This is a genomic window from Bradyrhizobium sp. USDA 336, from assembly GCF_044908355.1.
Taxonomy (GTDB): domain Bacteria; phylum Pseudomonadota; class Alphaproteobacteria; order Rhizobiales; family Xanthobacteraceae; genus Bradyrhizobium; species Bradyrhizobium yuanmingense.
The window spans coordinates 886,086-906,922 of the sequence record NZ_JBIYDC010000002.1; the positions used below are offsets into that span (position 1 = coordinate 886,086).

The 20,837-nt window shown below is 65.0% G+C and carries 23 protein-coding genes and 1 pseudogene; 14 read left to right on the forward strand and 10 right to left on the reverse strand.

Annotated features, from left to right (window positions below; genetic code table 11):
• Positions 1-3 precede the first annotated feature (3 nt).
• From ABIA45_RS05070 to blaOXA, 4 genes are all read left to right on the forward strand, one after another.
• Positions 4-789 (forward strand): ATP12 family chaperone protein, encoded by a 786-nt coding sequence (locus ABIA45_RS05070; protein WP_271544481.1) that lies wholly within the window; start codon positions 4-6, stop codon positions 787-789.
• Positions 790-853: 64 nt separating this feature from the next.
• Positions 854-2,455, forward strand: a complete 1,602-nt coding sequence (locus tag ABIA45_RS05075; protein WP_404651237.1) for a flagellar hook-length control protein FliK — start codon at positions 854-856, stop codon at positions 2,453-2,455.
• The gene (locus ABIA45_RS05080) at positions 2,452-2,715 is read left to right on the forward strand and encodes an EscU/YscU/HrcU family type III secretion system export apparatus switch protein (protein WP_025036968.1); all 264 of its coding nucleotides are present in this window, start codon (positions 2,452-2,454) and stop codon (positions 2,713-2,715) included. The genes ABIA45_RS05075 and ABIA45_RS05080 overlap by 4 nt, the downstream gene beginning before the upstream one ends.
• A gap of 74 nt (positions 2,716-2,789) precedes the next feature.
• Positions 2,790-3,608, forward strand: coding sequence for a class D beta-lactamase (blaOXA, locus tag ABIA45_RS05085; protein WP_404651239.1), 819 nt, complete (start codon positions 2,790-2,792; stop codon positions 3,606-3,608).
• A 67-nt stretch (positions 3,609-3,675) separates the two neighbouring features.
• Here blaOXA and ABIA45_RS05090 read toward each other — a convergent pair whose 3' ends face one another.
• The 3 genes from ABIA45_RS05090 to ABIA45_RS05100 form a co-directional block, all read right to left on the reverse strand.
• Entirely contained in the window at positions 3,676-4,095 is a 420-nt protein-coding gene (locus ABIA45_RS05090) for a hypothetical protein (RefSeq protein WP_404651240.1), read from the reverse strand.
• 191 nt (positions 4,096-4,286) lie between these two features.
• A complete protein-coding gene (locus ABIA45_RS05095; RefSeq protein ID WP_404651242.1) occupies positions 4,287-4,877 on the reverse strand; it encodes a hypothetical protein in 591 nt (196 codons plus the stop codon).
• Between the two features lie 151 nt (positions 4,878-5,028).
• Positions 5,029-5,433 (reverse strand): DUF4260 domain-containing protein, encoded by a 405-nt coding sequence (locus ABIA45_RS05100; protein WP_271544468.1) that lies wholly within the window; start codon positions 5,431-5,433, stop codon positions 5,029-5,031.
• Positions 5,434-5,573: 140 nt separating this feature from the next.
• Between ABIA45_RS05100 and ABIA45_RS05105 the strand changes: the two genes are divergently transcribed.
• The 3 genes from ABIA45_RS05105 to ABIA45_RS05115 all read left to right on the forward strand — a co-directional run bounded on the left by ABIA45_RS05105 (position 5,574) and on the right by ABIA45_RS05115 (position 7,931).
• Positions 5,574-7,106, forward strand: coding sequence for an acyl-CoA carboxylase subunit beta (locus ABIA45_RS05105; protein WP_128264731.1), 1,533 nt, complete (start codon positions 5,574-5,576; stop codon positions 7,104-7,106).
• Between the two features lie 96 nt (positions 7,107-7,202).
• Positions 7,203-7,565, forward strand: a complete 363-nt coding sequence (locus tag ABIA45_RS05110; RefSeq protein ID WP_271544466.1) for a hypothetical protein — start codon at positions 7,203-7,205, stop codon at positions 7,563-7,565.
• Between the two features lie 18 nt (positions 7,566-7,583).
• The gene (locus ABIA45_RS05115) at positions 7,584-7,931 is read left to right on the forward strand and encodes a hypothetical protein (protein WP_157280538.1); all 348 of its coding nucleotides are present in this window, start codon (positions 7,584-7,586) and stop codon (positions 7,929-7,931) included.
• Positions 7,932-8,050: 119 nt separating this feature from the next.
• On the opposite strand, the gene ABIA45_RS05120 is transcribed toward ABIA45_RS05115, so the two are convergent.
• A complete protein-coding gene (locus ABIA45_RS05120; protein WP_198399588.1) occupies positions 8,051-8,203 on the reverse strand; it encodes a hypothetical protein in 153 nt (50 codons plus the stop codon).
• Positions 8,204-8,278: 75 nt separating this feature from the next.
• The gene (locus ABIA45_RS05125) at positions 8,279-8,932 is read right to left on the reverse strand and encodes a glutathione S-transferase family protein (protein WP_271544463.1); all 654 of its coding nucleotides are present in this window, start codon (positions 8,930-8,932) and stop codon (positions 8,279-8,281) included.
• A gap of 130 nt (positions 8,933-9,062) precedes the next feature.
• Between ABIA45_RS05125 and ABIA45_RS05130 the strand changes: the two are divergent.
• Positions 9,063-9,376, forward strand: a pseudogene (locus ABIA45_RS05130) (hypothetical protein).
• Positions 9,377-9,576: 200 nt separating this feature from the next.
• A complete protein-coding gene (locus tag ABIA45_RS05135; protein WP_109143375.1) occupies positions 9,577-9,864 on the forward strand; it encodes a twin-arginine translocation (Tat) in 288 nt (95 codons plus the stop codon).
• Between the two features lie 156 nt (positions 9,865-10,020).
• Here ABIA45_RS05135 and ABIA45_RS05140 read toward each other — a convergent pair whose 3' ends face one another.
• From ABIA45_RS05140 to ABIA45_RS05150, 3 genes are all read right to left on the reverse strand, one after another.
• The gene (locus ABIA45_RS05140) at positions 10,021-10,272 is read right to left on the reverse strand and encodes a GCG_CRPN prefix-to-repeats domain-containing protein (protein ID WP_157280534.1); all 252 of its coding nucleotides are present in this window, start codon (positions 10,270-10,272) and stop codon (positions 10,021-10,023) included.
• A 195-nt stretch (positions 10,273-10,467) separates the two neighbouring features.
• Positions 10,468-11,478: an alpha/beta fold hydrolase gene (locus tag ABIA45_RS05145; protein ID WP_271544458.1), complete on the reverse strand. Its 1,011-nt coding sequence runs from the start codon at positions 11,476-11,478 to the stop codon at positions 10,468-10,470.
• Positions 11,479-11,636: 158 nt separating this feature from the next.
• Positions 11,637-12,335 carry a metalloregulator ArsR/SmtB family transcription factor gene (locus ABIA45_RS05150; RefSeq protein WP_404651246.1) on the reverse strand — a complete coding sequence of 233 codons (699 nt, stop codon included), beginning with the start codon at positions 12,333-12,335 and terminating at the stop codon, positions 11,637-11,639.
• A 71-nt stretch (positions 12,336-12,406) separates the two neighbouring features.
• On the opposite strand from ABIA45_RS05150, the gene ABIA45_RS05155 reads away from it, so the two are divergent.
• From ABIA45_RS05155 to ABIA45_RS05165, 3 genes are read left to right on the forward strand one after another with little or no spacing between them, the layout of a single operon-like run.
• Positions 12,407-12,715, forward strand: coding sequence for an NIPSNAP family protein (locus ABIA45_RS05155; RefSeq protein ID WP_036011128.1), 309 nt, complete (start codon positions 12,407-12,409; stop codon positions 12,713-12,715).
• Positions 12,716-12,739: 24 nt separating this feature from the next.
• Positions 12,740-13,090: an antibiotic biosynthesis monooxygenase gene (locus ABIA45_RS05160; RefSeq protein ID WP_271544454.1), complete on the forward strand. Its 351-nt coding sequence runs from the start codon at positions 12,740-12,742 to the stop codon at positions 13,088-13,090.
• A gap of 51 nt (positions 13,091-13,141) precedes the next feature.
• Positions 13,142-13,951, forward strand: a complete 810-nt coding sequence (locus ABIA45_RS05165) for an oxaloacetate decarboxylase (RefSeq protein WP_404651248.1) — start codon at positions 13,142-13,144, stop codon at positions 13,949-13,951.
• 180 nt (positions 13,952-14,131) lie between these two features.
• On the opposite strand, the gene ABIA45_RS05170 is transcribed toward ABIA45_RS05165, so the two are convergent.
• Positions 14,132-14,521 (reverse strand): hypothetical protein, encoded by a 390-nt coding sequence (locus ABIA45_RS05170; protein ID WP_157280529.1) that lies wholly within the window; start codon positions 14,519-14,521, stop codon positions 14,132-14,134.
• A 163-nt stretch (positions 14,522-14,684) separates the two neighbouring features.
• On the opposite strand from ABIA45_RS05170, the gene ABIA45_RS05175 reads away from it, so the two are divergent.
• A complete protein-coding gene (locus ABIA45_RS05175; protein ID WP_404651251.1) occupies positions 14,685-15,329 on the forward strand; it encodes a trimeric intracellular cation channel family protein in 645 nt (214 codons plus the stop codon).
• Positions 15,330-15,383: 54 nt separating this feature from the next.
• Here the strand turns inward: ABIA45_RS05175 and ABIA45_RS05180 are convergent, their stop codons facing one another.
• Positions 15,384-16,631 carry a c-type cytochrome gene (locus ABIA45_RS05180; RefSeq protein ID WP_404651253.1) on the reverse strand — a complete coding sequence of 416 codons (1,248 nt, stop codon included), beginning with the start codon at positions 16,629-16,631 and terminating at the stop codon, positions 15,384-15,386.
• Positions 16,632-16,915: 284 nt separating this feature from the next.
• On the opposite strand from ABIA45_RS05180, the gene ABIA45_RS05185 reads away from it, so the two are divergent.
• Positions 16,916-20,407 (forward strand): indolepyruvate ferredoxin oxidoreductase family protein, encoded by a 3,492-nt coding sequence (locus ABIA45_RS05185; RefSeq protein WP_404651255.1) that lies wholly within the window; start codon positions 16,916-16,918, stop codon positions 20,405-20,407.
• The last annotated feature ends 430 nt before the right edge of the window (positions 20,408-20,837 follow it).

Genomic DNA, 20,837 nt, shown 5'->3' on the forward strand with positions numbered 1-20,837 from the left:
GACATGCGCGAATTGTTCGAAGAAGCAGCAAGTCAGCCCCCGCCTGATCCCCGGGAATCGGCGCGCGTGTCCGCGCGCACGCCGCTGCGCAAGCGCTTCTACAAGGAAGCCGGCATCGCCGATGCCGAGGGCGGCTTCGCCATCACTCTCGACGGCAAGCCGATCCGCACGCCCTCCGGCCGCCAGGTGGTGATCCCGACGCGCGCGCTCGCAGATTGCGTCGCAGCGGAATGGGCCGCCCAAGGTGACACGATCGATCCGGTGACCATGCCATTGACGCGCATCGCCAACAGTGTGGTCGAGGGCGTCGTCGATCGCGTCGAGCTCGTCAGCGACGACCTCGCCAAATATTTCGAGTCTGACCTGCTGTTCTATCGTGCCGGCCATCCCGAGGGACTGGTCGCCCGCGAGGCCGCGCATTGGGATCCCGTGCTGTTCTGGGCGGCGCAGACGTTGGGTGCGCATTTCATCCTGTCCGAAGGCGTCATGCACGTGAAGCAGCCGGACGAGGCGGTGAAGGCCGCACGGGCCGCGCTGCCCGGCGACCCCTGGTCGGTCGCCGCGCTCCACATGGTGACCACCCTGACCGGCTCGGCGCTGCTCGCGCTGGCGCTGGACCAGGGCGTGCGCGATGCCGACCAGGTCTGGGCCGCCGCCCATGTCGACGAGGACTGGAACGTGGAGCAATGGGGCGTGGACGAGGAGGCGGCCGCCCGCCGCGCCGCCCGCTTGAAGGATTTCCAGGCCGCCGTGACGGTTCTGGCGGCGGTGAAGCAGCCGGCCATCTGAGGTCCTTAACGAGAGGTTTACGACGCAGCGGTTACGGTGGCCGGCATTCCCTAAGGCTGCCGAGATGCCGACGCCGGTCACCTCCATTGCTCCCGTCAACGCTGCCAGCCGCCCGGCTGATGCGGCGACGCGGGATCTCGTACTTCAGGCCGGCAGTGTGGTCGATGCCAGGGTGGTCAGCGTGCTCGCCGACAATCTGGTGCGGATCGCGATCGCCAACCTCTCGATGGACGTGATGTCGGAGGTGGCGCTGACGCCGGGGCAGAATCTCCAGCTCGCGGTCTCGCAGAGCAACGGCACCATTCGCCTCGCGGTCATGGGCGGGGCAGGCGAGGCGGCGGGAGATCAGGTCACGCTGACGCCGCGGGCGGCCTCGCTGGTGGAGAGCCCGCCGCTGGCGCCGCCGGTGGCCACGGCACGGAACACCCTCACTCCGTCCGAGCAGGTCGCCGTTGCAACGGCCTCCGCCGAGGCCGCGACCAAGCAGGGCAGCCAGGCGCCGCTGTTCGCCAACCTGGCCTCCGTGGTGACGAGCAGCAATCTGCCCGCTGGGCTGAAGCAGGCCGTGCTCGATGTGCTGGCGCAGCAGACGCCGCTCAACGCAGCCCTCGACGGCGGCGATATCGAATCCGCGTTCCAGAAGTCCGGACTGTTTCTCGAGGCCTCGTTGGCCGCAGGCACAACGCCGTCCTCCGGCGCGATCCCGGACTTGAAGGCCGCACTGCTGGTGTTGCGCCAGACTCTGGCATCGACCTCCGGCGCGCCGCAGGCAACTGCGCAAGGTGTGGCGCTGCCGGCGAGTGCTGCGGCCACGACGCAGACCGCAGCCTCCGCGCTGGCGGGCGAAACGGCCCAAGCGGCGTTGCCGGAACTGGCCCGGCCGGCGCAAGCGTCGCGCGGTGCACTTGCTGCCGCTCTGCTGGCCGATGTGGCGGGCAACAATCCGCAAGCTTTGACGTCGCGCACCATGTCCGCGGGTCTTGCCGCGAGCCTGCTGCAGGAGGTCACGGAAAATCTGCCGCGCCTGACCGGCAACGTGCCGGGCTCCAACAAGTCCGTGCCGGACGCTCATATCTTCGAGGCGGCCGCACATCCGACACCTCCGCCGGTCCGCGGTGCGCTGCCGGCGCCTCAGTCCATCGCCGCGCCGGCGCTCGCGCCGGACGCGCCGCTGGCTGCGACCGTGCATCGTCTGCTCGACGACACCGATGCGGCGATCGCGCGGCAGACTTTGCTGCAAATCGCATCGCTTCCCGATCGCAGCGACGCCAGCGGCCACCGCATCGATCCGGCCGCGCCGCAGTGGAATTTCGAGATTCCGTTCGCGACTCCGCAAGGCACCGCGATGGCGCAGTTCGAGATCTCGCGCGATGGCGGCAATGAATCGGCCGATTTCGCCAAGCGCGCCTGGCGCGCACGCTTCTCTCTTGATGTCGAGCCGGCCGGACCCGTGCATGCGCTGATCACGCTGAACGGCGACAAGACCTTCGTTCGGATGTGGGCGGAGCGGCCGGCCACGGCGCAGCAGCTCCGCGCCGGCATCGGTGAGCTCAGCCAGGCCTTGACGAAGGCCGAGCTCAAGCCCGGCGATATCGTGGTCCGCGACGGCACGCCGCCGCCACCGGCGCCGGCCCGCGCCGGCCACTTCCTGGATCGCGCCACATGAGCGATCCCTCCAAGCTCGCGATCGCGCTGCATTACGAGAAGGGATCCGGCGCGCCCGTCGTCGTCGCCAAAGGCAAGGGCACGATCGGCGAAAAGATCGTCGAGATCGCCAAGGCCCACGATATTCCGATCGAGGAGAACGAGGTTCTGGCCGGCGCGCTGTCGAAGGTCGAGCTCGGCGACGAGATTCCGCCGGATCTCTACAAGGCCGTCGCCGAGGTGCTGGTGTTCGTCCTACGGCTGTCGGGCCGGGGGCGGTAAAAACAACCTGTCATCGTTTCAACACTTAGCGGCTGCATGGTCGCGCTGGTTTTCGCTGCTCACGGATATCGCTTTTGCTGACCCGCCGTTCCACCCTCGGCCTCCTCGCCGCAACCGCGATCCTGCCTGGACGCGCGCGCGCCCATGTCGCGCCGCCGCGCAATGAAATCCGCGACGCTCTTACAAAGCGCTTCACCGAGCTCGGCACGTCGGGCACCTTCGTCGGCTACAAGGTCGAGGATTATCTGATCGTCGCCAGCGACAACGAGCGCTCGGGCGAGGGCAAATTGCCGGCCTCCACCTTCAAGATTCCCAACTCGCTGATTGCGCTCGAGACCGGTGTCGTCACTGACCCCGACAAGGACGTGTTTGTCTGGGACGGCGTCAAGCGCCCGATCGAGGCCTGGAACAAGGATCACACGCTGCGCAGCGCGATTCTCGTGAGCGCGGTGCCGGTCTATCAGGAGATCGCGCGCCGCATCGGCGAGGTGCGCATGCAGCAATATGTCGACGCGTTCGACTACGGCAATCGCGACATCGGCGGCGGCATCGACCAGTTCTGGCTCACCGGGGCCTTGCGGATCGATCCGGTCGAGCAGATCGATTTCGTCGACCGGCTGCGCCGCCGTACGCTGCCGATCTCAAAGCGCAGCCAGGATCTCGTTGCCGATATCCTGCCGGCGACGAAGGTCGGCGACGCCGTCATTCGCGCCAAGTCTGGTCTCCTGGGCGCCGAGCGCGGCGAGCCGTCGCTCGGTTGGATGGTCGGCTGGGCCGAGAAGGGCGAGGCACATACAGTGTTCGCGCTCAACATGGATTGCAAGGAGCCGCGCCACATCGAGGCTCGTATGACGCTGACCCAAGCCTGCCTTGCCGAGATCGGCGCGATCTAGCGCGACCGTGTGGTTGATGGAGAAGCAACCCGATCCCACACGGTCAGCTTAAGCGCGCGGTTGCAGATCAAGCCGGCACCTGAACCTCGGTCGTCGCAATCAGGCGCCAATCGGCGAGCGCGGCCAAACGGTGGGGCTCGGCCTCACGCCGGTAATCGGAGCTCGAGACGATCGCTCGAAAGGTCGCGAAGTCAGGGTAACGGACGATTGCGGCGTCGTGCCAGGCTTCGCCTTGCGCGGCCACCAGCAGAGCTCCGACAGATCCAAGCCAAGTTGGCCTGACCCCTTGCGGAGTCGCGATCTTGCGAAATGCGGGGACATAGCGCGTGAAATAGGCGTCGCGGCCGCTACAGGCCGGAAGCTCGGACTTGTCCCGGTACAAGGCCTCATCCCGATAACGGAGAAGATTGATCATGAAGATGGGTTGATCTCCGGGCAGGCTCGAGCCTGCCATCGCGAGTGATGCATGATCGATATCGACGAACATTGTTCTCTCCGGTCGTGGGTTCTTGCTGTGCTGATATCGCTTTCGAACGGCCGGCCTTGTAGTGGTTTCGGTGTCACCGCTATGATGACGTCATGGCAACACCACGCAGCCATCGGCAACTCCTCGGCAATTCTGAGCGCCAACCCGGCGGTCCAGCTCGAGCTGAAAGTCGACGATTTCGAGGACGGAGTTCAGGCGTTGTCGGGTTTTGCCGTGAGCGCCCGGTCAATCGCAAAGCCGCCGATCTCGCTCATGGCCTGCGAGATCGGATCGCCGCGCCGGGCAAAACCGCTGGAGAGATAATCGAACTGCGTCCGCGCCAGCCGCAGCACCTCGATCGGCACCGAGACCGCGCTCTCGTTGAAGCTGTCGACGGAGGCGCGCAAGCTGTCGAGCTCCGTCGTGAGCTTGCCGATATGTCTCTCGGCATGCTGCATCAGCTCGAGCAGCTTGCCGCGCTCGGCATCGAAGGCGGCGCGCTCGGCTGCGGTCGCGGTGGTGAACTCGGCGAGCTGCGCCCGCAGCGCCGCGATCTGGCCGACCATGGCGTCGGAGGCGAGTTCGGCGGACTCGCGCAGCTCGGCGTTGCGCGTGCTCTCTTCCTGTGCCTCATGATAGAGCCGCTCGGCCGACATCGCCCGCTGGCCGAGCTGCTCGATCATGCTGGCCGCACGCAGCAGCATCTCGCCGTTCCGCCCCGACACCATGCCGGCCATGCGACGCAGGAAGTCGATCGTTTCGGACGCTGGGTTCGGCGGCAAGGGGACGACCGTCGCGGACATCTTGCGTGATGCCAGTAGGTAGATGCTGGAGCTAGGGCATGATGATCACCGCCGTACCGACTGGGCTCACGCAACATTCGGCGCCTGATCTGACTCGGAGCAAGCCTGAATCGGTCGGCCCGGTCAACCTGCCGGGCTGCCAAATTTGAGGTCAGGAGTCCTTCTGCCGCCCGATCCGCCCCAGGTGGGTGAAGCCGAATCCGGCGGAATATTTCAGGCCGTAGCCGAGCGCCCGGTCGATGCCGATATGGGCAAGCCAAATCAAGGCGATGGAGAGGGTGAGGGGCGAGGCGAGGGCGAAGCCCAGCGTCAGCAGCGCCACCGGCGCCATGTAGCTGTGGGCGGCGTTGTAGACCATCGCACCGAACCTGGTGTCGGACAGGTAGGCCAGGAAGCTCAGATCGGGTACGAAGAACAGCAGCGCAAACACCAGCCACGACCCGTCCCAGGCCGCATAGAGCGTCACCATCCCAGCAAACAGGGTGAGGCCCTCCAGCCGCAGCAGGATGTTGACGCCGCCTGTCGCAGCGCCCGTCTCGGCCGTTCCTTCGCTCACGCTTGCCTCCCGGGCAAAACTTTGTAATTCCTTGCGCTTTCCCGCTACGGCAGGGCAGCCCTGCGACCGCGAAACCGGCTTTCCGGGCCGCAAAATGCCGTGTTAGAACCCGCCCATCACTTAAGAACTGGCGGGAGCAAATGAAACACATCCTGGACGCCCTTGAAGATCGTCGTGCCGGCGCAAAGCTCGGCGGCGGGGAGAAGCGCATCGAGGCGCAGCACGCCCGCGGCAAGCTGACGGCGCGCGAGCGTATCGAGCTGTTGCTCGATAAGGGATCGTTCGAGGAGTTCGACATGTTCGTCGAGCACCGCTCCACCGAGTTCGGCATGGAGAAGAGCAAGGTGCCGGGCGACGGCGTCGTCACCGGCTGGGGCACCGTCAACGGCCGCAAGACTTTTGTGTTTGCCAAAGACTTCACGGTGTTCGGCGGCTCGCTCTCGGAAACGCATGCGCTGAAGATCACGAAGCTCCAGGACATGGCGATGAAGGCGAGGGCGCCAATCATCGGCCTCTATGACGCCGGCGGCGCCCGCATCCAGGAAGGCGTCGCCGCGCTCGCCGGTTATTCCTACGTGTTCCGCCGCAACGTGCTCGCCTCGGGCGTGATCCCGCAGATCTCCGTCATCATGGGCCCCTGCGCCGGCGGCGACGTCTATTCGCCTGCGATGACCGACTTCATCTTCATGGTGAAGAACACCAGCTACATGTTTGTCACCGGTCCCGACGTCGTGAAGACCGTGACCAACGAGGTCGTCACTGCCGAGGAGCTCGGCGGCGCCTCGGTGCATGCGACGCGCTCCTCGATCGCCGACGGCGCCTTCGAGAACGACGTCGAAACGCTGTTGCAGATGCGTCGCCTGATCGACTTCCTGCCCTCCAACAACACCGACGGCGTGCCGGAATGGCCGAGCTTCGATGACATCGAGCGGGTCGACATGTCGCTCGACACGCTGATCCCGGACAATCCGAACAAGCCCTACGACATGAAGGAGCTGATCCTGAAGGTCGTGGACGAGGGCGACTTCTTCGAGATTGCGGAAGCCTTCGCCAAGAACATCGTCACCGGCTTTGGCCGCATTGCGGGCCGCACCGTCGGCTTCGTCGCCAACCAGCCGATGGTGCTGGCCGGCGTGCTCGACAGCGACGCATCGCGCAAGGCGGCACGCTTCGTCCGCTTCTGCGACGCCTTCAACATTCCGATCGTCACCTTCGTCGACGTGCCGGGCTTCCTGCCCGGCACCGCGCAGGAATATGGCGGCCTAATCAAACACGGCGCCAAGCTTTTGTTCGCCTACTCGCAATGCACCGTGCCGCTCGTCACCATCATCACCCGCAAGGCCTATGGCGGCGCCTTCGACGTCATGGCCTCCAAGGAGATCGGCGCCGACATGAACTACGCCTGGCCGACCGCCCAGATCGCGGTGATGGGCGCCAAGGGCGCGGTCGAGATCATCTTCCGCAGCGACATCGGCGACCCCGACAAGATCGCCGCCCGCACCAAGGAATACGAGGACCGCTTCCTGTCGCCGTTCATCGCCGCCGAGCGCGGCTATATCGACGACGTCATCATGCCGCACTCGACAAGAAAGCGCATCGCGCGGGCGCTGGCGATGCTGAAGGACAAGAAGACGGAAATGCCGGCGAAGAAGCACGACAATTTGCCGTTGTGAGCGAAGTGTAGCCCGGATAAGCGCAGCGACATCCGGGTATTTGCCCAGGTCCCGCATGTCGCTTCGCTCATGCGGGCTACTCGCTAAGGATACCAAGTGGGCGATCTTCATCGAAGTGTCTTCCTGAAGGAGCTGAAGGACTCCTTTCCGGACTTAAGGCCCGAGATTGACGCGCAGCACGGCCTGCTGAATCTAGAGATGCACGTGTTTACCGACCTCGTGCAGCGAGGCATCGCCGCGAGAAATGCAAAGGAAGTCGCCTCGTGCTTCAAGCTTGCCGAGAAGTACTTCAGGGATGGGAATGATCATTTGCAAAATGCCATCGGCGTTTCCTTCCTCGAGCACCTGAACTTGCAAAACGCGCAATGGGCATGGGAGTTGCTGGGTCCAATTCTGCAGCGAGAGTATTTGCAGTTGGTCGACGCTGGCATGGCCAAGCCTTTTCCCTATCGCCGCTAGCGTCCCGGTTGAGACACGATGACCGAAGACGATCCGACCGACGAAATCTCCGATATCGAAGATCGAATTGAGGCGCTCGCCGAGACCGCCGAGCGGTGCCGCAAGTACATCCTGGCGTCCAAGATCGCCGTCGGAGGCGGGGCGGCGCTGCTGCTCGTGACGATCCTCGGTGTGTTCGGATTCGGTCAGACCGCAGCGCTTGGATCAATCGCCCTGGTGCTGGGCGGGATCGTCTCGCTCGGCTCGAACATCAGCACGCTGCGGCAGACAGAGGAGGCCATCAGTGTTGCGGAGGCGCGGCGGGCGGCGTTGATCGGCAGCATCGATCTGCGCCTCGTCGCCGATGCGCCGCTGAAACTGATGTGAGGCGTAGTGTGGATTAGCGAAGCGTAATCCACCAAGGTATGCGTCATCGGATGGAGAAGTGGCGGATCACGCTATCGCCATCCGCCCTACGCATCAGACGCCTCCAGCGCCAGCGCGCCTCACGCGGCGGACTTGAGCGTCAGCTCCGACAATTCGGCGCGGCATTCGGCGGCGTAGGCCTGGAGCCGCTCGGCGGTCTGCCGGTCGAGGATGGCCTTGGCTAGCCGCTCGGCGCGGGCGATCTGTCGCTTGAGATATTCGATGCGGACCATGGGTCACCTGTCGAATTGAATCGTTCCGATGGTGGCGACTGTACGCCAAGCACGGGATCGACTATGTGAGGCACATCACGCCCCGCGCGCCTTGTCCGCCGCAGCGAAATGCGCCAGCTGGTCGGCGTGGGCTTTGGCAAACGCCGGACGTCCGGTGGCGCGCGCGACGTAGGCGCGGCAGGCAGGACTGTCCGTCAGCCCGTTGAAACCATCGACGACGCGCAGCACGTCCGCCATCAGGATGTCGGCGACGGAGAAGGAGCCCGCCAGCCATTCGCGGCTGCCCAGCACCGGCTCGAGATGCTTGAGCCGAAGCTTGAGGAAGTCGTCCACGAATTTCCATGCTGCCGTGTCGGTCGGATGTCCCATGAACTTCGACATGCCCCATGGCAGGCTGGCCATCTCCACCGAATTGAGCGCCGCGAACACCCATTCCGCCGCTTCAGTGCGGCCGCGCTGGTCCTTTGGCATCAGCCTCTCGCTGAGGCCGCCGAGATGCAGCAGAATCGCGCCGGTCTCGAAGATCGAGAGGTCGCCGTCGGTCAGCCACGGAACCTGGCCGAACGGCTGGTGGGCGAAGTGCGCGGGCCCGCGGTCGTCGAACGGCACGCTGGCGACGCGATAGGGCAAGGCGGCTTCTTCGAGGGCCCAACGCACGCGGAAGTCACGCACGAAGCCTCGCGGCGCTGCGGGAACCCAATCGAAGGTGGTCAGGGTCAGGTTGGCCATTTGCTGTCTCCGTGTCCTGGTTCGATGCAAAGGACGAACGAAGGTCGTTCATTCCGACACCCAAGCCAACTCTTTTTGTCGCCGGCGGCTTAACCGGCTAGGCTCGCCCCAAACAACAGGAGGAAATCCGATGCCAGCAGCCTTCTTCGTCGTTCGCGCCGTCGTCTCCGACGCCGAAAAGCGCGCTGCGTTCGACCGGTGGTACGAGACGGAACACTTGCCCGACGCAGTGAAGCCTTCGGCGTGAGCAAGGCGTGGCGGTTCTGGAGTCTCGACGATCCCTCGCTGCATCAGGCGATGTATCAGTTCGACGACGAGGCCAAGCTGAACGCGATGCTGAAAGGCGACGCGCTGAAAAAGCTCGTCGCCGATTTCAACCGCGACTGGCCCGACGTGAGGCGCTCGCGCGAGACGCTGGTGCTGGCGCAGGAGTTCGCGACGTAGCGAGGTCCTGTAGCCCGAATGGAGCGCAAGCGTAATCCGGGGTCTTCGCGCACAAATCCCGCATTGCGCTGCGCTCCATCCAGGTTACGAAATTCTCATCTGGGCTCGCCTAATCTGAACGCCGGATTCAGCCTCGGTTCATGGCGTCGCGGCGACACTCCTTCTGCATCACAAGCACGATGATCCAAGAAGGAAGAGCCATGGAGCGCCGGAACTTTTTGAAACTTGCTTTGGGTTTGACGGCGGGCGCCGCCGCTTTCGCTGCGACTGCCGCGCAGGCCGCGCCGCTGTCACCGCAGCCGCTCGCTGATCCCGCCCGCACGCCGCAAGGCAATCCCGACGCTCATCCCGCCGTCACCACCAGCGAGGAAGCTGCGCAGCTCGCTCCCGAGCAGGTCCACTGGCGTGGGCGTGGCCGCCATTGGGGCTGGCACCGCCGTCATTGGCGCCGGCATCGCCGGCGCTGGCACCGCCGTCATTATTGGTAAGCTCGCGACCATTCGCGGACTCGACGGGGATCGCCACTGCCGATCCCCGTTTCGATTTTGGGGAGCGCTCGGGTTCCGCGGCGGATGGATCATCAGCAATAAAAAACGGCCGCGCAGGCTTTCGCCGCGCGGCCATTTGCAACGGAATGGAGGAGATCAGTACGGGCGGCAGCGGCCGGCGTACCAGCGAAAGCCGTAGGGGCATACGCGCGCACGGGGTACGACGACGACCGGCGCCGGCGCGACCACCACCGGGGCGGGGCGAACGACGACAGGGGCGCGCATCGGGCGGCAGCTGCCGTAGGGGCCGCGATACCAGCCCGGGCCGCAACCGCCGGCGGCGCTTGCCACCTCGCTGAAACCGACGACCGCGCTCGCGAGCATCACGGCAGCGAAGAGATATTTCATTTGATCTTCCTTCTCGTCCTTGGGGCAGATTCTTGGGGCACGGCGCTTGAGACGCACAATGAATCAACAGACACGATTCGACACGTTAAATCTGGGAGACTCGTGCCGATACGTCGCGATCCAAACCTGCCAATCATGACCTGAATGCGGCATGAACGTTCCCCGCGTCCTGCCTCGGACGACACGCAGGTGTCGCTAGCGGCCGAGAAAGTTCAGCACCAGTTCCCTGTACGTCTCCGGCGCCTCCAGGAAGACGAGGTGGCCGGTGTCGGGGATCACCTCGGCCCGCGCGTTCGGCATCTTCGCGGCGAGCTGCTTCGCAAGCTCTGCGTTCTGCCCCATCTTGGCGCGCAGCGCCTCCGGCGCAAGCGGCCGGCCCGGCGCGTTGTGGTCGTCCGCGCCCATGATGAACAGAGTCGGTGTCGCGATCAGGGGGATCTCGTGCGCCACCGGCTCACGATAGATCATCTGGCCGGAAGAGACGAAGGCGCGCAGCCAGCGCGGATAGTCCGGGCTGCCCTTGATATTGAAGCGGGCCTCGATGAACGGCGTGATCGCCTCGGCCGGCAGCTTGATTGCGTAATTGGTCTGGAGCTGCTTGCGATAGCCGTCGGCGGTGAGCTTGTCCTCGGTCTCGATCATCTTCTCGGTCGGCGTCGGCGGCACGTAGAGGCGGTAGTCCTCGAGCCCGATCGGCGCGGTCAGCACCAGATGGACGAGGCGGTCGGGATAGGCGCGAGCGATGCGCACGCCGAGCATGCCGCCGAGCGAATGCGCGACGATCTCGGCCTTGTCGATTTTGAGGTGATCGAGCAGCGCAATGGTGTTGCGCGTCAGATTGTCGAAATGCAGCTCGCCCGCCGGCTTGGAAGACTTGCCGAAACCGACCTGGTCCGGCACCACGACACGAAAGCCGGCCTCGCTCAGCATCTTGATCACGGGCGCCCAATAGCTCGACGGAAAATTGCGCCCGTGCAGCAGCACGACGGTACGGCCGTTCGGCCGCGCCGCGGCGACATCCATATAGGCCATGCTGAGCTGCTCGCCGTCGTTGACGATGGGGAGCATGTGCACGGGGTAGGGATAGGCAAAGCCTTCGAGCGCGATGCCATAGGGCTCCCGGGGCGCGGCATCGGCGGCGTGGGTCGAGGTGAGTTGGGAAGTAAGAAGGGCGGCGGCGAGCGCGGCCAGGAAGATGCGGTTCATCACAGTCTCCGTCATGCCCGGGCTTGTCCCGCCTGCGCGGCCGAAGCCGCTTCGGCGAGGGAAGGCCCGGGCATCCACATGCCAGCCGCAATAAAGACGTGGATGGCCGGGTCAAGCCCGGCCATGACCGAAGCGAGAGGACACACGCAAAAGTGTGATCAGTCCTTGCCGCCGCCGAACAGCGCGGCGAACTGCTTCTCGCCGGTGCGGGTGAAATTCACGACGCGGCTGCCGGGCGCGGGATCGCGCGCGGCCCATTTCAGCTCGGCGAAGCGCTGCATCATGGCGGCCCCCAAAGTGCCGGCGAGATGGTGCCGCCGTTCGCTCCAGTCGAGGCAGGCCTTGCACACCGGGCGGCGCGGATGGCTGAGCATGTCGGGCGAGATCTGCAAGTGCTTGGCGAGAAAGCGCTCGCCCTCGGCCGTCAGCTCGATCTCCTGCTTCCTCTGCCTGACCAGATGCCGCTCGCGCAAGGAGTCCAGCATCTGCACGCCGAGATCGCCGGCAAGATGGTCGTAGCAGATCCGCGCGCGCCGCAGCGCCGGATCCTTCGGACCGGTGCGCACGCGCATATGGCCGGTCCGCGCGGCAAGGCCGGCGAGCCCCTCGAGCACGCCGGCGACGTCGTCGTCGGTGAGGCGGTAATAGCGATGGCGGCCCTGTTTCTCCGGCTCGATCAGGCCGCCGGCCTCGAGCTTCGACAGATGCGAGCTCGCGGTCTGCGGCGTGATGCCGGCCTCCTGCGCAAGCTCGCTCGCCGTGAGCGCACGGCCGTTCATCAGCGCCGTGAGCATATTAGCGCGGGCGGGATCGCCGACCAGCGAGGCGACCATGGCGATGTCGGGTCCTGATTTCATGCTTCGATGGTAACCGAAGCGTTGCTGTCGGGCAAGGGCGTAACCAAGGACGGCGAAACACAGGAGCCGTCATGTCCGTCACCGTCTTCATCCGCTACCAGCTCGATCCCTTCAAGCGCGCGCAGTTCGAGGAATATTCGAAGCGCTGGCTCACCATCATCCCGAGATGTGGCGGCGAGTTGATTGGCTACTTCATGCCGCATGAGGGCACCAACAACATCGCGTCCGCCCTGATCTCGTTCGAGAGCCTGGCCGCCTATGAGGCCTATCGCAAACGGCTGCGCGCCGATCTCGACGGCATGGCAAACTTCAACTTTGCCGAGGCGGAGAAATTCATCCTCGCCGAAGAACGCACCTTCCTGCGCAAGGTGGTATTGTAGGCCCACCAACAGCAGGAGACGCCCATGATCGCCGTGATCTTCGAGGTCTGGCCCAAGCCGGAACACCGCCAGACCTATTTCGACCTCGCAGCCGACCTGAAGCCGCTGCTGCAGACCATCGACGGCTTCATCTCGGTCGAGCGCTTCGAGAGCCTGACGGAGAAGGGCAAGATCCTGTCGGTGTCGTTCTGGCGGGATGAAACGGCCGTCCAGGCCTGGCGCAACACGATGGAGCACCGCCGCACCCAGGCCAGGGGCAGGGCGCAGATCTTCGCCGATTATCACTTACGCATCGCCAGCGTCATCCGCGACTACGGCATGAACGATCGCGACGAGGCGCCGAAGGACAGCCGCGTCGTGCACGACGCGCACTAGCGGACTCGAAAACGCAGCCTTATCTCTGCGCGGCCAACAAGGGAGAGAAACATGCACGTGACGACCGCTGACAAGCGCGCGACGTTCAAGAAGATGCACGAGAGCGGCTGCTTCATTCTGCCCAATCCGGTCGATGTCGGCAGTGCGAAAGCCTTGCAGCATCTCGGTTTCAAGGCGATCGCGTCATCGAGTGCCGGCTTTGCCTGGACCATCGGCAAGGCCGACAATCAGGTCACCGTCGAGGACGTCTGTCAGCATCTGGCAGCATTGAGCTCGGCTGTCGACATCCCCGTGAACGCCGATTTCGAGGGTGGCTTTGCGGTCGAGCCCGACAAGGTTGCGGACAATGTCGAGCGCGGTGTGCGCACCGGCGTTGCGGGCCTCTCGATCGAGGATTCCACCGGTGACAAGGACAAGCCGCTCTACGATCGTGCCCTCGCCGTCGAGCGCATCAAGGCCTCGCGCAAGGCGATCGGCGACAGCGGCACGCTGCTGGTCGGCCGCTGCGAGGCGCATCTGTGGGGCGTGACAGATCTCAAGCTCGTCATCGACCGGCTCACCGCTTACGCTGATGCCGGCGCCGACTGCCTCTATACGCCGGGTCTGAAGAGCCGCGAGGACATCGCGGCGGTGGTCAAGGCGGTCGCACCGAAGCCGTTCAATCTTCTGATCGGCGGCTCCGGCCTGTCGCTGCAGGAAGCCCAGGATCTCGGCGTGCGCCGCATCAGCGTCGGCGGCTCGCTCGCCCGCGCCGCCTGGGGCGGCTTCATGCGCGCGGCCAAGGAGATGGCGGAGAAGGGCACCTTCACCGAGCTCGGCGGCGGCTATCCCGGCGGCGAGCTCAACAAGATGTTCGGCTAGAGCATGATCCGGATCCGAAGGGCCGCGTTAGCGCAAAGTGCGTAGCGGTTTTCCGAAAAGATCATGCTCAAACAATAACCTAAAGCGCGATGACGATTCATCCTAATCCCATCGCGCGCTAGCCAAACGAAAAGCGGCGGGATGTTGCATCCCGCCGCTCTCGCGCTTCATTGCGCAATGTTACTTCGCGCCGTCAGAGGGAGCTGGCGTATTCGGGGCCGGCCTGCTCGGCGCTGCACCCGTGGTCACGCCCGGCTCGGTGTTGCTACGCGGCGTCACGTCACGCATGCCGGGAGGTGCGGCCGGATTGGTTGGCTGCGTCTGCGCAGTCTGTGAGGCCGGAGTGTTGCTGGCCTCGTTGGTGGTGCTGGAATTATTCAAGCCGTAGAACACCGCGCCCAGCACCAGGGCGACTGCGACCGCGAACATCGCGATCTTGCCGCTGGAAGCGGGGCCTTCCCCGAGCTCGGGATCGGCCTGTAGGTCGGCATCCCGGCGCGCCGCGCGAGAATACTCATCGTCGGCGAGGTTCGGGCGGTACGGATCGTTGGGAAAACGGTCGTCTGCCATCGATTGGTCTCCTCGGTTGTGACCCCGGGACAACCCTCAGGTGCGAGATTCTGTTCCGCCTCCTTAATGCTTTCGTCGCATGTTGCCTCCGTGTGGGGAATCGGGAACCTGTTCCATGGGAACCCGCGCCTGAGTTCGAGGAACGCGGAGGAGGGAACTCGCGATGTGGAGCCTGCCGCCTACGGATAGCGTGCTGCATTTCCTGTCCCTGGTCGCGGTGGCCGCGCAGGGCATGACGGCTGCGCTCGCCGCGGGACGCCGCAGCATGGATTGGCTGGGCGTCTGCTTCCTCGGCTGCATCACCGCGCTCGGCGGCGGCACGTTGCGCGATCTCTTCCTCGGACATTATCCGCTGGCTTGGGTGCAGAACCCCATCTATCTCGCGCTCGCCGGCGGCGCCGCCTTCCTCACCATCCTGTTTGCGCGTCTTGTGCACCGGCTGAAGGTCGCCTTCATCGTGCTCGATGCCATCGGTCTCGTCGTCTTCACCATGACCGGCTGCGACGTGGCCTGGCAGATGGGTGCTTCGCTGCCGATCGTCATCGTCTCGGGCATGGTGACGGGCTGCGCCGGAGGCGTGCTTCGCGACGTGCTCTGCAACGACGTGCCGCTGCTGTTTCGCTCCGAGCTCTATGCCAGCGTGTCGGTGGTGACGGGACTGTTCTATGCGACCGCATTCGGTCTCAAGCTCAACGCGGAGCTCTGGACCATTTTGACCTTCGTCCTCGGCATCAGCTTCCGCCTGCTTGCGGTGCGCTACAAATGGGAGATGCCGAAATTCGTGTTCACGGGGGATGAAGAGCGGTAGCGCTGTCGCGCGCGAATGGCGAATAGCGAATGGTTCTGGGCCATTCGCCACTCGCTATTCCCCATTCGCCTCCCGCTTCCTCGCCTTCGCCACCTGGGCCGGTGTCACCAGCGGGCCTGCATTGCCCCAGGAATTGCGGATGTAGTTCGTCACCGCGGCGATCTCGGCGTCGGACAGCTGCTTGGCGTAAGCCGGCATCTCGCCGGTGTTCGGCGCGCGCGGCGTCGTCACGGTGTGAGCACCGTCGAGGATGATGCGCAAGGTCGAGGACGGATTGTTCGATTGCAGCAGCGCATTGCCCGGCAGCGGCGGATAGATCCGTGGCGCTCCCGTGCCGTCGGCCTCGTGGCAGGCGATGCAGAGCTTTGCGTAGACCGCCTGGCCGGCCTTCATCTCGGCTGCGTCCGGCGGCGTCACGATGGTCTCGCGCCGGGCCGGCGGCAGGCTCTTCAGATAGATCGCGATCGCGCGCACGTCGGCATCGCTCATCTTCGAGGTCGAGTTGACGACGACCTCCGCCATCGGCCCGCCGGCGTGGCTTTTGGCATTGCGCCCGGTTTGCAGGTACTCCGTGATATCAGCCTCGCTCCAGGATTTCAGCCCGGTGCGCGGGGCGCCGTCGAGCCGCGGGGCGAACCAGCCGCCGACCGCGTTGCCGGACAGCGCCTGCGCATCCCGGTCGGCGCCGAAATAATTCTTGGGCGTGTGGCAGGCGCCGCAATGGCCGAGCCCGGTGACCAGGTAGCCGCCTCTGTTCCAGGCCGCGCTCTTGGTCTGGTCCGGCGCGAACAGGCCGGGCTTGAAGTACATCGCGTTCCAAAGCCGCATCAGGCCGCGATAGCCGAACGGCCAGCGCAGCTCCGGCGGCTTGTTGCGGTTCACGACAGGCGCGACCGTGCCGAGATAGGCGCGGATCGCCAGCGTGTCGTCCTTCGTCATCTTCGTGAAGTAGGGGTAGGGAAACGCCGGGTAATAGTTTGAGCCGTCGGGCGCGATGCCATAGCGCAGGGCGCGGGTGAAATCGGCATCCGTCCAGCCGCCGATGCCAGTGTCGCGGTCCGGCGTCAGGTTCGGTGCATAGATCGCGCCAAAGGGCGTGTCGATGCGCTTGCCACCCGCGAACGGTTTTGCCGGATCGGCGGTGTGGCAGCCCGCGCAGTCGCCAGCCTCGGCCAGCGCCTTGCCATAGGCGATCAGCTCGGGCGATGGTCCGGCGGCGCCGGCCGCGCTTGCGGCCGTACTTGCAACCGCACTGCACAATGCCAGGCCCACAAGCGCCAGGCCCGTCAGAATCGTCCGCATCGACAGCCTCTCCTGCGACCCATCGACCCTACCTGCGTGAAGGGAAGCGTCGATTCATTTCGCAACGATGGGGGTATGGTGACACAAACTGAAAATCGCCAACGTGTTTCAGGCCACGAAATTGCGATTTTTACCCGAGGCCTCCTTTGGTCCAGAATTGTGATGCGGATCATGAAATATCCGACATAGAGTGGCGGAGGTGGTCGGCGCGCCCTAGCTAAAACCAACGGGCAGGCAACGACTTAAGTCAGGAAGACCTGAACAGGGCGCGAAGCGAGGACAGCATGGGCATCAACCAGGGTCCGATCAGTCTCGATCAAAAGTACACCCAGCAGACTGGACACGTCTTCACTACAGGCATCCAGGCTCTGGTCCGCTTGCCGATGGCCCAGATCCGGCGCGACCGCGCCAACGGCCTCAACACCGCGGGCTTCATCTCCGGCTATCGCGGCTCGCCGCTCGGCGGCTACGACCAGCAGCTCTTCGCCGCCCGCAAGCATCTCGAGCAATACAATATCAAGTTCCAGCCGGGGGTGAACGAGGACCTCGCCGCGACCGCGGTGTGGGGCTCGCAGCAGCTCAACCTCTCGCCCGGCGCCAAATACGATGGCGTGGTCGGCATCTGGTACGGCAAGGGCCCGGGCGTCGACCGCTGCGGCGACGTGTTCCGTCACGGCAACGCCGCGGGCTCGGCCAAGAACGGCGGCGTGCTCTGCCTTGCCGGCGACGACCACGGTGCGAAATCCTCCACCGTCCCGCATCAGTCCGACCATGCCTTCATGTCCGCGCTGATGCCGTATCTCTATCCCTCGAGCATCCACGAGATGATCGAGATGGGCCTGCTCGGCATCGCGATGTCGCGCTATTCCGGCTGCTGGGTCGGCATGAAGGTGATCACGGAGACGGTGGAGACCACCGCCGAGATCGACCTCACCGACGAGATGAAGCCGTTCATCATCCCCACCGATTTCGAGCTGCCCCCCGGCGGCCTCAACCTGCGCTGGCCCGACGACCGTTTCGAGCAGGACCGCCGCCTGCAGGACTACAAGGGCTTCGCCGCCATCGCCTTTGCGCGCGCCAACAAGGTCAACCGCGTCACCATGGATTCGCCGAATGCGCGCTTCGGCATCATGGCCTCGGGCAAGAGCTACGAGGACGTGCGCCAGGCGCTGCGCGAGCTCGGCATCACCGAGGAGGTCGCCGCTCGAATCGGCCTTCGTCTCTACAAGATCGGCATGCCCTGGCCGCTCGAGCCGGAAGGCGTGCATGAATTCGCCGTCGGCCTGGAAGAGATCTTCATCGTCGAGGAGCGGCGCGAGATCGTCGAGAACCAGGTCAAGCAGGTGTTGTTCAACTGGCGCGACGACGTGCGCCCGCGCATCGTCGGCAAGATGGACGAGCACGACAAGCGCTTCCTGACCTTCGCCGCCGAACTCACCGTCGCCTCGCTCGCGACCTCGCTCACCGAGCGCCTGCTTCGACTTGATCTCAACCCTGAAATCGCGGAGATGCTCCGCGCCAAGGCCGACTGGTTCAACGGCCGCCAGGCGACCCAGATGCAGGCGGTCGCTCCTGTCTCCCGAACCCCGTATTTCTGCTCCGGCTGCCCCCACAACACGTCGACGAAAGTCCCCGAAGGCAGCCGCGCGCTTGCCGGCATCGGCTGCCACTTCATGGCGCTGTGGATGGACCGCTCGACCGAGACGTTCACGCATATGGGCGGCGAGGGCGTGCCCTGGGTCGGCATCGCGCCCTTCACCAACGAGAACCACATCTTCGCCAATCTCGGCGACGGCACCTACTTCCACTCCGGCATTCTCGCCATCCGCCAGGCGATCGCCTCCAAGGCCAACATCACCTACAAGATCCTCTACAACGACGCGGTGGCCATGACCGGCGGCCAGCGTCACGACGGCGATCTCTCGCCGCAGCAGATCACCCAGCAGCTGTACGCCGAAGGCATCCGCGAGCTCTATCTGGTCTCGGAAAACCCCGACGCTTACCCCGCCGATACCATCGCGCCCGGCGTGAAGAAGTATCACCGCGACGAACTCGACAACGTCATGAAGATGTGCCGCGAGTTCAAGGGCACCTCGGCGATCGTGTTCGTGCAGACCTGCGCCGCCGAGAAGCGCCGTCGCCGCAAGCGCGGCCTGATGGACGACCCGGCGCGCCGCGTCATGATCAATCCGGCCGTCTGCGAAGGCTGCGGCGATTGCTCGGTGCAGTCGAACTGCATCTCGGTCGAGCCGCTGGAGACCGAGTTCGGCCGCAAGCGCGCCATCAATCAGTCGTCCTGCAACAAGGACTATTCCTGCCTGAAGGGATTCTGTCCGTCCTTCGTCACCATCGACGGCGGCGCTCCGCGCCACCGCGCGCCAGCCGAGCTCGCCGAAATCGGCGCGCTGCCCGAGCCGGCCTCGCGCCCGACGTTCGACAAGCCCTATAACATCGCCGTCGGCGGCGTCGGCGGCACCGGCGTGCTCACCATCGGCGCGCTGCTCGGCATGGCCGCCCACATCGAGGGCAAGGCCTCGATGATCCTGGATATGTCGGGCCTCGCGCAAAAGGGTGGGGCGGTGCTCAGCCACGTCCGCCTCTCCGATCATCCGGCCGAGGTGACCTGCTCGCGCATCGTCACCGGCACGGCCGATCTCGTGCTCGCCGCCGACGAAGTCGTCGCAGTCGCCAAGGACACGATCACCCTTTGTGACAGCAGCCGCACCCACGGCATCATCAACAGCCACGTCATTCCCACCGCCGATTTCATCCTCAATCGCGATTTCAATTTCCAGACCCGCAAGCTGAACGGGCTCCTGGAAACGGCGCTGCACAAGGATTCGGTGTTCTTCGACTTCACCAAGCCGGCCGAGCAGCTGCTCGGCGATGCCATCGCCACCAACATGATGATGATGGGCTACGCCTATCAGAAGGGTCTGTTGCCGCTCTCCGCGGAAGCAATCGAGCAGGCGATCGAGGTCAACGGCGTCTCGATCAAGATGAACAAGGAAGCTTTCCGTCTCGGCCGCCTCGCAGTCGCCGATCCCAAGCGCCTGGCCGACATGCTGAAGGGCGGGGACGAAGTGGTCGCGCCGAAGGCGCTGGATGCCATGACGCTGGACGAGGTCATCGAGCACCGCGCCAAGCATCTGACCGCCTACCAGAACGCTCGTCTCGCCAAGCGCTATCGCAAGCTGGTCGACCAGGTCCGCGATGCCGCCGCGAAGGGCGGCTATGGCGACGCACTGCCGCGCGCGGTCGCCGTGAATTATGCAAAGCTCCTGGCCTACAAGGACGAATACGAAGTCGCGCGCCTCTACACCGACGGCGCCTTCGAGCAGCAGCTCCGCGACCAGTTCGAGGGCGACTTCAAGTTCAACTTCAATCTCGCGCCGCCGATCCTCAGCAGCGGTGTCGATGCCATGGGCCGTCCCAAGAAGCGCGCCTTCGGCCCGTGGATGCTGAAGGTCTTCCGCGTCCTGGCCAAGTTCAAGTTCCTGCGCGGCACGCCGTTCGACATCTTCGGCCGCAGCGCCGACCGCAAGCTCGAGCGCGATCTCATCGCCGGCTACGAGAAGGACGTCGCCACCGTGCTCGGCCTGTTGTCGCCGCTCACGATCGACACCGCGGTCGAATTGCTCTCGCTGCCCGACCGCATTCGCGGCTACGGCCCGGTGAAGGAGAAGGCGGTGCACGACGCCAAGGCCCGCTACGCCCAGCTCGCCGCGGACCTCGCCAATCCGCCGCCGGCGCCACGGCAGATCGCGGCGGAGTAGGGAGGTCTCGTAGGGTGGGCAAAGGCGCGCTTGCGCCGTGCCCACCATCTCTCCAAGTCGAGCCAGAAGACGTGGGCACGCTTCGCTTTGCCCACCCTACGACACCACCCCTTGCGCTACCCGTCGGGCGAAACACCCACGCCATGGTCAATCCGGGCACGCAAAAACATTCCGCTTTACCGAAATTCGGAATTATCGTATCTGTCCGCCACCTCATCCCTCTCAGAGGGGCTTATCGCGATCGTCACGAAACGCGGGGTGAGCGGCGGTGGACGCGGGCTGCGTCGCGCGAGCGGTTGTCTCGTGCACGACGGGCGCGGTCTCGCGTACGGCAAAATCGTGTGGTCCTGACGCCCGGGGTCTGTGCGTCAAGTCTTGCGGGTCGCTCGCAAGGCTACCGGGGCAATAGTGCATCGCTCCCCGGGGAGAG